Origin of the sequence: Kitasatospora sp. NPDC058218, assembly GCF_042882445.1 — a bacterium.
Lineage (GTDB): Bacteria > Actinomycetota > Actinomycetes > Streptomycetales > Streptomycetaceae > Kitasatospora.
Genome location: NZ_JBHVWC010000021.1, coordinates 1 through 12,405 on the forward strand (window position 1 = coordinate 1; position 12,405 = coordinate 12,405).

Genomic DNA, 12,405 nt, shown 5'->3' on the forward strand with positions numbered 1-12,405 from the left:
CGATCAACCTCATCCGCCTCGACGCCTGGCTCACCGGCACACCACTCGGCAAGACCCGGACCTCACATCTCACCGCACTCAACCTGGCAGCCTGATCCCCGGCCCGTTTTGCGGATTTCCCAACGGAGCCAGCCAGCAGGGGGATTCGGGCACCCAGGCCCGGATCGCGAACACCCACAGGGCTGCCAGCGCGCTGGCCATGGTCACGACGTGCCAGCCCATCCCGGACAGTGCCTGCGTGACACCCACGGCGGCGAGAACGCGCTCGCCAGCGCCACGGAACCGTACGAGCCGAGGCTCCACAGGCACACGGCCCGCCGCCCCATGCGGTCGGCCACCGGCCCCCAGACCAGCGAGCCGGGGATCATGCCGAGGGCCACGGCCGACAGAACCCACCCGATCCGGCCGGTGTCGAGCGCGAAGGCGTCACCCAGGTCGGCGGACACGTAGACCAGCGCGAGCTGTTCCCACGATTCGATGACGAAGGCCATGAACAGGGCGAGGGCGATCATCACGTGGGCCCTCCCGAACGGCATGCGTTCGAAGTAGGCACCCACGGGCTCGGCGCCGCCGACCCCATCCGGGACTCCGGCGACTCCGAACTGTACTGAGACTGCGCTCATCGGCTGCCCTCCTGGCACTGGTACCGACATGCACACCATCGGACGCGGTGTGAATGCGAGGCACCATAAACAGGGCACCACAGCCGGAACGGTGCTCCGGGCACAGCAGCCGGAGTCCCAAGTGTGCCCACAGCACGGGCAGCCGGCACCGCGACGGCGACGGCGACGGCGACGGCGACGGCGACGGCGACGGCGCGGGACGGCCGCACCCTGGACAACGATGCCCATCGCACCGCCGAAGACAGCCCTGGCACCTACCTTCCCGGTTCCCGGACGCGTTGACCCGATGGCCGCGCTTGCAGCCCAGCCGGTAGTCCGGCGTGAGCGCCTGGCGCAGCCGCCGGTCGCGGACTGCGAGCCGCAGGTGCGCGCGGGCTCCCACCTCGATCAGGCGGGCGAGTGGCGGGTGACGAAAGGCGAGGCCGAAGCCCTCCTGCAGCGCGTACTGCCCGGCGCGCAAGGTGCCGCGGGCACCGGGCACGTGGTCCAGAAACCGGTTGAACGGCGCGGGCACCGGCAGGTCGGGTTTGGGGAGCACCCACTGGGCGGTCCGCTGGAAGAGGTGGACGGTTGCCGCGCGGGCCGCGATGGCGGGGACGATCTGGACGGCGGAGGCGCCGCTGCCCACCACTGCCACCCGACGCCCGGTCAGGTCGACGGTCTGGTCCCACCGGGCGGTGTGGAGCACGGGCCCGGTGAACTCCTCGATCCCGGGGACGTCGAGGTGGCGCGGGATGTGCCACGGGCCGGTGGCCAGGACCAGTACCGCGGCGCTGTAGGGCCCGTCGCTGGTCTCCAGCAGCCAGCGCCCGGCCGCCGGATCCCACCGGGCTCCCCGCACGTCCACTCCGCACCGCAGCACGTCGCCGAGCCCGTACGGCTCGGCCGTCGTCCGCAGATACGCATGGATCTCCCGCTGCCCGGCGAAGACCCTGCTCCAGGCGGTGTCCGGGGTGGACGAGTAGCTGTAGAGCGTCGAGGGCACATCACAGGCGCAGCCCGGGTAGGTGGTCTCCCGCCACGTGCCTCCGAGCTGCGGCCCCTTCTCCAGAAGGAGCACGTCTCGCAGCCCTGCCTGCCGCAGCCGGATGGCGGCGCCGATACCGGAGAACCCTGCTCCGACGACCACGACACGCACGTCCTTGCTTCGGAACCGGTGTGCAGCCGGATCTGCGCCGTGCTCTTGGGCCCACTGCGTGGCGACCGTGCGGGTGCGTGGTGCGGTGGGCTGGACCGGACAGCTGAAGATCGTTACCCGTCGTGCCGTCCGCGCGTTGGACACGGTCGGCAGTGTCTTCGCTCGCCGGACGTGATCGGACGGATTCGTGACTCAGCTCCTGAAAGCCCGGATTTCGCGGCCGTGCTTCCCGCACGCCACGGCCCTGCCGGCGGCACGGGCAGAAGCACTGTTTCGGCAGGTGCGGGTCGTCCACGACCGGGGGGCTGCGCTGTGACCGACCCGGGCCGGGCCGATGCGCCCGCACCACCGTCCAGGCTGCCGTCGTTGACGGGAGTTCGCTTCGTCCTCGCGCTGGCGGTGGTGCTGAGCCACATGGCCCATGTCTCCGGGCTGTTCGACGGGCCGCTGCAGATGGCTCTCGGAGCGCTCGAGCCGCTGGCAGCCGCCGCTGTGACGGGCTTCTTCATCCTGTCGGGCTTCGTTCTGACGTGGGCCCACCGGGCCGGGGACCGGCCGCGGGCGTTCTGGCGGCGGCGCTTGTGGAAGATCTTCCCCAACCACGTGCTGGCCTGGGCACTCGCGGTGGTGTTCTTCGCGTCCACCGAGGCCGGACAGGTACTGACCATGCGAACCGGCCACAGTCCGGGCGCCGCTGCCGCCAACCTGCTCCTGCTGCAGGCCTGGGTTCCGGACGCGGACTGGTTCTTCAGCCACAACACCCCGGCCTGGTCGATCTCCTGCGAGGCGTTCTTCTACGCGCTGTTCCCCGCCCTGCTGGTGCTGGTCCGGCGGATCCCCGCGCACCGGCTGCGGGCGGTGTGGGCGGGCACGGTCCTGGTCATCCTGGCCCTGCCGCTCATCTCCCTCACGATCGCCGGGCCGGTGCTGTACGAGTGGCTGCCCGTCAACGAGAACAGCCTGTGGTTCGGCTACGTCCTGCCACCCGTCAGGCTGCCGGAGTTCGTTCTCGGCATCGTGACCGCGAGGCTGCTGCAAACCGGCTGCCTGCCCCGGCCGACCCGCGTGTGGACGCGTGTGCTGCCGACGGCCGTGCTGATCTCGGTGCCGTTCCTGCCGCCCCAGTACGCGCTGGGCGCGGCGATGGCCGCTCCCATGGCGGTGGTGATCGCCGGGCTGGCCCTCGCCGATGTCGAAGGCCGCTCCGGGCGCCTGGCCGGGCCGGCCGCCGTCGCGTTGGGTGATTCCTCCTACGCCCTCTACCTCATCCACTTCCCCCTCCTACTGATCGCCCGCCGGCTGCTGGGCGTCGGGCACACCTTCACGGCCTGGACGGGCTTTTCCGTCGTCCTCGCCCTCACAGCCCTGTCCGCGGGCGCCGCCCGGGTGGTCCATCGCTGCTACGAACTCCCCCTCACCCTCGCCTGGAGCCGGCCCGCCTCGCGCATCCCGGGACCCACCGCGCTCCCGGGCCCTGCCCGGCCGCGCCAGGAGCAGCCGGCCGAGCCCTTCGAGAGCAAGGTTGAGAGGACCCACCGGGCATGACACCGGGGTGCTCGCCCCGAAGACGGATGTCGGGTCCGAGTACCCCCTCAGAGGCGATCGGACCCGACATCCGCCTTCGTCCTCGTCGAGGCGGACGGCCCTTGGCCGAGCGGGCGGGGAAACTGCGGGCTGCCGACGTGGGCCGGCGGGGTGTTCGCGCGGGTCCGGGCTGTCTCAAGGATGGGGGACGGCTCGCAGGCGTAGCGCAGGACGGCCCCCAGTGCGTGGGTGGCGGCGCGGTGGAGCAGGCCGAGGGCCGGGCCGGGGCGGTCGAGATCCAGCTGCTGCGCGGCCCAGTCCGGTAACAGGGCGCCCGCGCCGTTCAGGAGGACGCGCAGGGCCGCGCGCTCCAGAGGGTCTCTGCCCAGGCCGCGCAGGAACCCGACGGTGGCCAGGCCCGCGTCACTGGGCGCCAGTTCGCTGCGGACGGACGCCAGGTAGGAGCGGACGTCCGCCATCGAGGCGGGGACGGCGGTGGCGCCAAGGTGTTCGGCGAGGACAGCCGTCTCGCGGAAGTAGCGGTCGCACTGGGCAGTCGTCAGCCGGCGGCCGCCGTAGGCCTGGTGGCCGGCCAGGAAGCACCTGGTCTCGGCGACGTGCACCCAGGTGAGCAGCGCCGGATCCCCGGCCGCGTACGGGCGCCCGTCCGGGGCCGCCCCCCGGACCCGGTCGTGACGGCGGCGGACGCGGGCGAGGGCCGCCCGGGCCTCACGGCTCGGCCCGAAGCTGGTCACCGCGATGAAGCCGGCGGTCCGGTTGAGACGGCCGACCGGATCCTGCCGGTAGACGGAGTGCTGGTCCACGCCCGCGACCGCCAGCGGGTGCAACGTCTGCAGGAGCAGGGCTGCCAATCCGCCCGTGAACATCCCCAGCATGTTGCTGTGGACGCGCCAGACCATGCTGTCCGGGCCGAACAACCCCGGATCGCCCGCGGGCTGCTGCAAACGCGCGAGCTGCAGACTCTCGCCGTACACGGTTGCGTCGACACGAGCGCGGATCCGCTCCGCCAGTACCGTAGCCCTGCGCACCAACGTCCCCATCCCCCGACAGCGGAATCCGCGAAACAGCGGGCCGCTCGAACCCGTCGAGCAGCACACCAAGATCAACGCCAGGAGGCGAAGGGCGTTACGGCCACCGGCCTGCCGAACCTCGAGCACGAGGTCCGGCAGGCCGGATCGCGTCGACCCTGCACCGTGCCGGCCGGACCACGGGCAGACAGGTTGCCGGCCCTCGCCGACAGGACGGTCAGACCCGCCGCACCCCGCGCCAGCCGGCCGTGACGCCACTGCACAGCGACGTCATGACCCGCGAAGTCGTCATCACCGGCGAGACCACCCTGCGCACCGCCTGCCAGAACGACGGCCGGACGGTGCTCGAAGCGCAGTACGACGACGCCGACGAATCTCCGCCGTCGAGGTAGTTCCGGCGCAGTTCGCCATGGGGCCCGAAGAAGATCCTGCCCGCGAGGCGGCGGGGCAGCGCAGGCCCCACCGGAGGCGGAGCAGTCGGCGGCGGCAGCCACGGCGGCTCCCACAAGCCCCACGCCGGCCCGGTCGCCAGCGGCGGCCAGGACGGCGACCAGGAAGGCGCTGTGACCCGGGCGCCTGCATGGTCGTTGTCACCGAGCGCGTCCCGCGACTCCCCGGCCGGACTCGGAAGCTGCCGGGGGCCGGCTCGCGGGCGGGACGGCTACGGGCATACCTCTGGAGCGGACAAGCTGTGAATGAGCAGACAAGCGGTGCCGGTTGGCCGGCCAGCGTACTGGTGACAGGTGCGACCAGCGGGATCGGCCTGGCCACGGTATTGCTCCTGGCCCGCCAGGGCCGGCAGGTGATCGGGACGGCCCGCTCCCAGGACAAAGCCGACGCGCTGGCCCGCACTGCCCGCGACCAAGGCCTGGCGCTGGACGTGGTGGTCATGGATCTCACTGATCCGGCATCCTGCCGCAAGGCCGTCGCGGAAGTGGCCGACCTCACCGACGGCGGCCCCCACGCGCTGGTGGCCAACGCCGGTATTCCGCTGACGGGTGCGATCACCGACCCGTCGGAGGACCGGATCCGCGAGATCATGGAGGTCAACGTCGTCGGCACGCTGCGCATGTGCACGCTGGTACTGCCCTCGATGCGCCGGCGGGGCCGGGGCCGGATCGTGGCCGTCTCCTCCGCCTCCGCGCGGATCCCGGCGCCGATGAGCGGCTGGTACAGCGCCAGCAAGCACGCGCTCAGCGCAGCGACGCACAGCCTGCGCATGGAGACCCGCCGCTACGGCGTGCAGGTGGTCCTCGTCGAGCCGGGAGCAGTCGCGACCCCGTTCTGGGCGCGGGCCCAGGACGACCTGCCCGCCCTCACCGCCACCGACACCGGTGCCTACGACCGTGTCGCGCGACTCCTCGCCCGCATCCAGCGCTCGGCCGGCGGCCCGCAACCAGTGGCCCGCACCATCGCCAGGGCTCTGAGCGCCCCGCGCCCGCGTCGCAGGTACACCGTCGGCCTCGACGCCCACCTGGGCACCGCCTTGCAATACGCCACGCCCCTGTGGCTCAGCGACCACCTCAAGAGCCGCCTGTTCGCCCTCCACACCCCGGCCGCCACTGCCCCCGCCCCGGCCGGGCAGACCAGCGACGGGTGAGACCTCCATCCCGTCTACCGGGAGCTGGGCATCGTCCTGAGCGACCAGGTACGGCGCCGCTTCGATGAGGTCGAGGCCTTCCATCAGTCGATCGTGCGTAACCGTCGGCGTTTCCTGGACGAGGAAATCCACGAGCTGACCGAACGGCTGGCTGACCGCCGGGCCGAACGCGCCCGGCTTGGCGAGGAACAAGCACGCCTCCTGCGCGCTCTGGCCGAGGGCGGAGCCCTGGAGGCCCCAACGGCGCCGCAACAGGTCCTCGCCCGGGAAGAGGCTGCTCCACAAGCTCTGCGGCACCGCTTCGAGGCCGCCCAGACCCTTGAGTCCAGCTCACGGCAGATCACGACCAAGCGCATCTAACTCCAGCAGGCCGTGGAGACCGACCTCGACGAGCGCGGCCGGCAACGGCGCGAAGCGACCGAGCTCTTCTCCCGTTTCGCCCAGGCCCTCTACGGCACCCGCAGTGCGTTTCTGGCCATCGAGGCAGGACGCGAGAGCCTCACCATCACCCCGCGCATCGACAGCGACAACAGCCGCGGCATCGGCAGGCAACATGGCCTCGGCTTCCTGTGCCGCCGGTCCTGGGCGTTCCCGGACCGGTTCGCAAGGCAACCGAACTCAAGAGCGGCGGAGCTGGAGCTGGCCTCGACAAGCGCGCAGTACCGGGACCCAGCACCACCCGACCCCCACCGATTCCTGCCCAGAATGCGCGACCGAGGTGGTCTCCGACGTCCTCGTGATGGTCCAGATCGTCTACAACGTGCTGTTCCTGACGGCGGCCGCCAGTGCGTTCGGTCAGCACCTGCGCAGCCGGGCGGCGGCGCGCACGCACCGGGAAACCGGCGCCTCGCCGCCCGGGAGCGGTACGGCCGACCAGGCTTGACCACTCATTGCCTGCCGGCCGTCAGGTCGGTTCAGCTCTTGCGCGCCGGGCCCGTCTCGGTGCCCGGGAGCCGCTTGCGTTCGGGCGCCGACCTGAGCCTGACCGCACGGCGGGTTCTGTGGACGCGTGTCCCCGACGATCCGCTCCGACCGCTTCCGTCCGGTGTAGTGCGACCCTGTCCGGCGGCATGGTGATGGTCGCAGACCGGGCAGACGCGCCGCTTCCACCGGGAGGGCCACCACGGGTCGCCGCTCGGCACCGGGCCCCGGCCCGTCGACTCCATGAGCCCGGTCGGCCGGCCGCACAAGGTCAGCCTGCCGGCGCCGTCGGATCCTGCAGTGGCGGCGTGCACGCGGACGACGGCCACGTCCGGAAGGTCCCTGGTGGACGGTCCACAGATCCGGACGTTGGAAGGAACGTCCAACTCCAGCAGTGCTATGAGGTCCATCGCCCCACCCTCCCCTCTCCGTCCGCGGACAGCACTTCGGCGGGCAATCGGCCCAGTGCGCCCACCGCGTCACGCCCGCACGGGCGGGACATTCCCGGGTCTCACCCTCGGCAGATGATGCGGGGTCCGTCCCTCGGCCGGAGGCTTGTCCGGAGAAGACAGGCGGTGCCGAGGCCCCTGTCGGCCACGCGAGGAGCAGCGTGCATGACGACCGACTACAAGAAGAACGCCCGGCGGCTGCGCAACGCGGTGGAGCCGGTGGCGGCCGGGGTGTACTTCGCGCCGGAGGCGCACGCGGCGTACGAGGCACTCGGCTTCGACCCGAGCCCGGTCTCCCAGGACGGCGTGGCCCGCCCGGAGATGAAGGCGTACCCGCCTGCAGGTCTCGCATCCCCGGACCTCGGCCGGGCGCAGGCGACCATCTGTCGCAGCGCAGGGGCGAGGACCTGGCCGGACACTTAGGGTGATGACCTGCGCTCTCTGCGTGAGGTGCGGCGGCGTGGCCAGGGCACCGGATGCGTTTCTCGGTGCTTCCGCCGGGTCGATGTTCGACGTCCGGCGTGAGGAGTGCTGATGGTTCAGTGGGCCGTGGTGGTCGCGGGTGGCGTGGTCGTGGGCTACGGGGCGCTGTCGCGGCGTCTGTCGACGACGGTGCTCTCCGCTCCCCTGGTGTTCATGGCCGTCGGGCTGGCGATCGGCCCGCTGGGCCTGGAACTGCTGGACCGGGCCGACGATCCGGAGTTCACCAGCCTGCTACTGGAGAGCGCCCTGACGCTGCTGATCTTCGCGGACGCGGCGGCGATCCGCCGCCGTGACCTGCGCACGGAGGGGTTCCTGCCGCTGCGGCTGCTCGCCCTCGGACTGCCGGCCACCGTCGCGCTGGGGTGGCTCCTGGCCTGGCCCCTGCTGCCCGGCCTGGACGTGTGGGAGCTGGCCCTGGTCGCCATCATCCTGGCGCCGACGGACTCCGCACTCGGACAGCAGGCGTTCTCCAACAAGAAGGTCCCGCCACTGATCCGCGGCGGCCTGGGCGTCGAGTCAGGACTCAACGACGGCCTCGCCCTCCCGTTCTTCGTCCTGGCCCTGGCCGCGGCGGGCGAGGGCCACGATCATCCGGGCGTCGTCGAGACGTTCCTGCGCGCGCTGCTGCTGAGCGGCGCCATCGGGCTCGCGGTCGGCTGGGCCGGGGCGTACGTGCTGCGCTGGTCCGTCGACCGGGGCTGGAGCACCACCGACTGGCGACAGTTCCTGACGATCGCCCTCCCGGTCGTCACCTACGTACTGTGTGTCGCGGTCGACGGCAGCGGCTTCATCGGCGCCTGGGCCGCTGGCCTGGCCTTCGGCGTCGGCTCGCGCAGGGCACAGACCACCCGGGCCGGCGGCGTGAGCAACCCGGATCCCGCCCGGAACACCCGGTTCACCGAGCTTCTCGGCCTGCTGCTCGCCTCGTTGAGCTTCCTGGTCTTCGGGGCGATCATCCTCGGCCCCGTCCTTGAACACCTGACGTGGTGCACGGTCGTCTACGCGCTGATCAGCCTCACCGTCGTCCGGATGCTGCCGGTCGCGCTCTCACTCATCGGCACGGGCCTACGTCCGGCCTCCGTCGCCTACATCGGCTGGTTCGGTCCGCGCGGACTCGCCTCCGTGGTGTTCGGCCTGATCGCCTTCGAAGAACACCTTCCCGGAACGGCACTGCTGACAGAAGTCATCGCCGTGACCGTGGGGCTGAGCATCGTCCTCCACGGCGCCTCGGCCCCCTTCCTGGGCGACCGCTACGGCGACTGGTTCGCCAGGACGCTGCCCACCGAGCCGAACCTGCGGGAGAACGCACTCGCCTCCGACTCGGCCCCGCACCGCCCCAAGGGCCTCGGAAGCGAGGCGTGACGGGGCCGCCTGAGGTTGCTGCCTGCGCACGGCCGCGCCGGTCCTCCTCGTCCTTGCGGGCGTCGGAGGACCGGCGCGGCCGTGCACCTGGACTCAGCCGACGGGGTCGACCTCGGTGGGGCGCCAGCTGCGGTCGAAGAACGACTGCCCGGGGCTGTAGAGGCGCAGGATCCCGAACCAGCCCTTGCCGGAGGTGGTCTGGATCCAGTTGCCCTCCGCGACTCCGTCGGGGCGCGTCGGCGAGAAGTGCACGGTGGTGGAGCCGTCACCACTGGCGGAGGCAGCGGGGCTGGGGTAGCTCTGGCTTCCCGAGCGGGGGTAGCGCTGCGGAGTCTTCAGCATGGATCGGGTCTGGTTGTCGTACAGGGTCACGGACCAGAACCTGCCCGCCGGGATGCCGGGCGGCAGGGTCACCTTGTAGCCGCGACCGCCGTCGAACGGCTCGCCGTTCCCGTCGAGGGCGACCATCAGGTACTGGGAGCCGACACCGGTCAGGCGCATGCACATCGCGGGCGTGACGCCGGTGGCGATGTAGAAGAACGCCACCCGGGAGTTCAGCGCCCGCCCGGTGGTCGCCGGGTAGGGCTTGACGCCTTCGGGAGTGATCTCCGGCGGGGGTACCGACCAGTCGTAGCCGCCGGTGAACAGCGGGTTGTACCAGGCGGAGCCCTCGTAGTAAGCGAAGTCTTCCTCGGGTCGGGCCTTCAGGCCGAGGGTGCGGCCGGTGGCATTGCCGATGGCCACCGCCTCCTCCAGCAGCGCCCGCATCCGCTGGTCGGGCCGGAACGTGTGGCCCTTGGCGATCCCGACGGCCCGGAACGCACCGGCGGCCTCCGGGTCCGGGGCCTCGGCGCTCTCGTCCTGGATGAGGTTGTCGAGGTGCTCGTAGAAGGTGAAGTCGTTCGGGGGGAGAGTGTTGATCGCCAGCCCGGTGCCCTCCACGAACTGGGGCGGCTCCGGTTGCTTCAGTTGGGCAAGCGGGGTCCTGCCCTGCAGGAACGCGCCCACACTCGACCCGAAGCCACCCGCTGTGTAGGGGTAGATCCGCAGGGTTTCCTTGATCCGGGCCACCGTCGGCGCAGGGTCGTCGTTCACCAGGAAACTGCGGCCGAGCACGACGGCGCGGGAGGTGGAGCAGCGGAACGCGAACAGGCCGCCCTCGGGCTCAGGGCCGTCGTAGCCGGGCGGAAGGATCGCATAGGCCCCGCCGGTGCCGCGGTCCGGGCCGGGCAGGCCGAAGTCGGTCACCCAGCGGAACCACATGTCGTCGACGGTGCCCAGACAGTCCGGAGGGACCTCCAGGACGACAGGGCCGGCCGTGAGGTCGAGGAAGCTGACGAAGTACACGGTGTCGGCATTGCCGGTCAGGAACAGCGACTGACTGTCCATCAGCCCCGAGTAGAGCAGCACGGCGTTGTCCGCGACCCCCGCCTCCAGGAAGCCGCGGCGGATCGCGTTCACCGACACCCCCGGCAGCCCGGCGAGGTAGGCGTCCACGCCGTGCATCAGATCGAGATGGTCGAAGACCTTCTCGCCGGTGGCGGCGTCGGGGATGCCGTCGCGGAAGCTCAGTGTGCCAAGGCGGGTCTGGACGGCCTCGGGCGTGGACACCGACGCCGGGGCCTCCTGAGAAGATTCGCTCATCTCTCCATCGTGCGGGCACCCCGGACACCCTGCACCCGCGGCTCGAGCACGGGAGCCGGCGTCCTACGCGGCCGCCCCGGCGCTGCGACGGCGTGGGCGGTCATCGCACCGTCGGTCGACGTGGGCAGCTACCGGCCCCTGGCAAGGCAGCCGCTCGGCGTTGGCCTTGCACCACGCCGGTCCCAACCACCTGGCGCGGTCGGCGCACAACCGGCACCGCCGGTCACAAAGCCCGGCCTTACCGACACGCGAACGGCCGACGACTTCCAAGAACGGGCCCGCCCGCTACGCAACGCCAGCGAGCCGATCGCGGCCGACGTGCGCTTCGCCCACGAGGCATACCAGGCACTGGGGTTCAACGGCAGCCCGGTAGGGCGGTCGCCCTCGCCCTGTCCGAGCTGGGCATCACGCGCCCGGCGCCGGAAGAGTCGCAGGCGTGAGCTCCTACGACGACGCGATCGCCATCGGCGCGGGCAACGCCAGGCGGACCGCCGCCACCACCCGACGTCTCAGACCGGTCCCGAGCTGCGGGAGACCGACTGGAATCCGCTATCGATTCATGACAGCCGTGAAGTGACCATTCGTCATACATGGATGAGAAGACGGCACTCCAGTCGCCTTTCATGCTCACGACGACCCAGCCGAGCTTCTCGGCCTTGGCCAGGGACGTGTCCGCCGCCTTCGTGTAGGCGTACTCGCGTTCCGCGTCGTCGTGGCTGATCAGCAGGGCGAACGAGGCGGTGGTGAGCATCTCGATGTCCACATCGGCGTTGCCGGCGGCGAACAGCGGCAGGCGTCCGGTGTGGGCGTAGATGTGCTCGGGCTTGCCGGCGCCCAGGGCCAGTCCGCCGAGCATCCGGTCGGTCCGTACGATCCGGCCGTCGGTGTACTCGTATGCGGGCGCCGTCCCGATGACGTTCTCCTTGGGCAGGCCCCAGATCTCCTCGGCGAACACGCGCATGAAGTCCCGACCGCCGCCGGAGCAGACGAACACCCGGAAGTCGTGCGCCTTGAGGTAGTCGAAGAGTTCGAGCATGGGCCGGTACACCAGGTCGGTGTAGGCGACGCCGAATCTGGGCTGCTTGACCGTCTCGGCCCATCGGCGTACCTGGGCTTCGAACACGTCCGGCGTGGTTCCCGCCCAGGAGCGGGCCGCCGCGCTCTCCAGCGAGGACACGGCGTCGGGGTCCTGGGTCACCAGCCCCTCGAAGAAGGCCGGGTCCCGCTCGACGATGGCCTTGTACGGCTGACGTTCGGCCAGCGACGGGTTCTCTCGCGCTTCCTGGGACCAGACCCTCAGCAGGAAGTCGAACTGTGGGGGCGCCGGCTGCTCCACCCACAGGGTGCCGTCGTTGTCGAACGCCGCGATCCGGTCCGCCGGCGGCACGAATGCCGCGCCGGGCCGGGTGACCGACTCTACGAACTCCACCACCGCGCGCCTGGAGCCGCTGTCACGCCAACTGGGGAGGTCCACGCCTGTCATCCCATCACCCATCTTGTCCTTGTCTCGTGCTTTGTCCTTCTCTCGTGCCGGCCGTGCAGGGCGCCCGCTCTGCCACCCCGCGCGCGTGAGCCGTCGATCTCCGGGGCAGGGGCCGCCGCTGGACGTGGT

The 12,405-nt window shown here is 71.3% G+C and carries 11 protein-coding genes and 1 pseudogene; 6 read left to right on the forward strand and 6 right to left on the reverse strand.

Features of this window, described 5'->3' with window-relative positions; all coding sequences use genetic code 11:
- Positions 1 to 203: 203 nt before the first annotated feature.
- Together ACFVYI_RS15350 and ACFVYI_RS15355 are read right to left on the reverse strand one after the other, a co-directional pair.
- A complete protein-coding gene (locus ACFVYI_RS15350) occupies positions 204 to 512 on the reverse strand; it encodes an MFS transporter (protein ID WP_387885479.1) in 309 nt (102 codons plus the stop codon).
- Positions 427 to 1,905 (reverse strand): flavin-containing monooxygenase, encoded by a 1,479-nt coding sequence (locus ACFVYI_RS15355; protein WP_387885321.1) that lies wholly within the window; start codon positions 1,903 to 1,905, stop codon positions 427 to 429. The genes ACFVYI_RS15350 and ACFVYI_RS15355 overlap by 86 nt, the downstream gene beginning before the upstream one ends.
- A gap of 222 nt (positions 1,906 to 2,127) precedes the next feature.
- On the opposite strand from ACFVYI_RS15355, the gene ACFVYI_RS15360 reads away from it, so the two are divergent.
- Entirely contained in the window at positions 2,128 to 3,306 is a 1,179-nt protein-coding gene (locus tag ACFVYI_RS15360) for an acyltransferase family protein (RefSeq protein ID WP_387885323.1), read from the forward strand.
- 47 nt (positions 3,307 to 3,353) lie between these two features.
- Here the strand turns inward: ACFVYI_RS15360 and ACFVYI_RS15365 are convergent, their stop codons facing one another.
- A complete protein-coding gene (locus ACFVYI_RS15365) occupies positions 3,354 to 4,334 on the reverse strand; it encodes an oxygenase MpaB family protein (RefSeq protein ID WP_387885325.1) in 981 nt (326 codons plus the stop codon).
- Positions 4,335 to 5,025: 691 nt separating this feature from the next.
- Between ACFVYI_RS15365 and ACFVYI_RS15370 the strand changes: the two genes are divergently transcribed.
- On the forward strand, positions 5,026 to 5,934 hold the full coding sequence (locus ACFVYI_RS15370; RefSeq protein ID WP_387885326.1) for an SDR family oxidoreductase: 909 nt from the start codon (positions 5,026 to 5,028) through the stop codon (positions 5,932 to 5,934).
- Between the two features lie 12 nt (positions 5,935 to 5,946).
- Positions 5,947 to 6,294 (forward strand): annotated as a pseudogene (locus ACFVYI_RS15375) (ABC-three component system protein); the annotation flags it as partial.
- On the opposite strand, the gene ACFVYI_RS15380 reads toward ACFVYI_RS15375, so the two are convergent.
- Complete coding sequence (locus ACFVYI_RS15380) at positions 6,265 to 6,489, reverse strand: hypothetical protein (protein ID WP_387885328.1); 225 nt, start codon at positions 6,487 to 6,489, stop codon at positions 6,265 to 6,267. The pseudogene ACFVYI_RS15375 and the gene ACFVYI_RS15380 sit on opposite strands and share 30 nt — an antisense overlap.
- Positions 6,490 to 6,652: 163 nt before the next feature.
- Between ACFVYI_RS15380 and ACFVYI_RS15385 the strand changes: the two genes are divergently transcribed.
- From ACFVYI_RS15385 to ACFVYI_RS15395, 3 genes are all read left to right on the forward strand, one after another.
- Positions 6,653 to 6,817 carry a hypothetical protein gene (locus tag ACFVYI_RS15385; protein WP_387885329.1) on the forward strand — a complete coding sequence of 55 codons (165 nt, stop codon included), beginning with the start codon at positions 6,653 to 6,655 and terminating at the stop codon, positions 6,815 to 6,817.
- A 652-nt stretch (positions 6,818 to 7,469) separates the two neighbouring features.
- The gene (locus ACFVYI_RS15390) at positions 7,470 to 7,727 is read left to right on the forward strand and encodes a hypothetical protein (protein ID WP_387885330.1); all 258 of its coding nucleotides are present in this window, start codon (positions 7,470 to 7,472) and stop codon (positions 7,725 to 7,727) included.
- 111 nt (positions 7,728 to 7,838) lie between these two features.
- Positions 7,839 to 9,149: a cation:proton antiporter gene (locus ACFVYI_RS15395; RefSeq protein WP_387885333.1), complete on the forward strand. Its 1,311-nt coding sequence runs from the start codon at positions 7,839 to 7,841 to the stop codon at positions 9,147 to 9,149.
- Between the two features lie 93 nt (positions 9,150 to 9,242).
- On the opposite strand, the gene ACFVYI_RS15400 is transcribed toward ACFVYI_RS15395, so the two are convergent.
- Together ACFVYI_RS15400 and ACFVYI_RS15405 are read right to left on the reverse strand one after the other, a co-directional pair.
- The gene (locus ACFVYI_RS15400; protein ID WP_387885335.1) at positions 9,243 to 10,793 is read right to left on the reverse strand and encodes a DUF1254 domain-containing protein; all 1,551 of its coding nucleotides are present in this window, start codon (positions 10,791 to 10,793) and stop codon (positions 9,243 to 9,245) included.
- Positions 10,794 to 11,148: 355 nt separating this feature from the next.
- Positions 11,149 to 12,267, reverse strand: a complete 1,119-nt coding sequence (locus tag ACFVYI_RS15405; protein WP_387885337.1) for an HAD family hydrolase — start codon at positions 12,265 to 12,267, stop codon at positions 11,149 to 11,151.
- Between the last annotated feature and the right edge of the window lie 138 nt (positions 12,268 to 12,405).

Excerpts from the sequence above, each read along its gene's own strand:
- ACFVYI_RS15400 (WP_387885335.1), bottom strand. The coding sequence starts at position 10,793 with ATGAGCGAATCTTCTCAGGAGGCCCCGGCGTCGGTGTCCACGCCCGAG.
- ACFVYI_RS15390 (WP_387885330.1), top strand. The coding sequence starts at position 7,470 with ATGACGACCGACTACAAGAAGAACGCCCGGCGGCTGCGCAACGCGGTG.
- ACFVYI_RS15380 (WP_387885328.1), bottom strand. The coding sequence starts at position 6,489 with ATGTTGCCTGCCGATGCCGCGGCTGTTGTCGCTGTCGATGCGCGGGGT.
- ACFVYI_RS15395 (WP_387885333.1), top strand. The coding sequence starts at position 7,839 with ATGGTTCAGTGGGCCGTGGTGGTCGCGGGTGGCGTGGTCGTGGGCTAC.
- ACFVYI_RS15350 (WP_387885479.1), bottom strand. The coding sequence starts at position 512 with ATGATCGCCCTCGCCCTGTTCATGGCCTTCGTCATCGAATCGTGGGAA.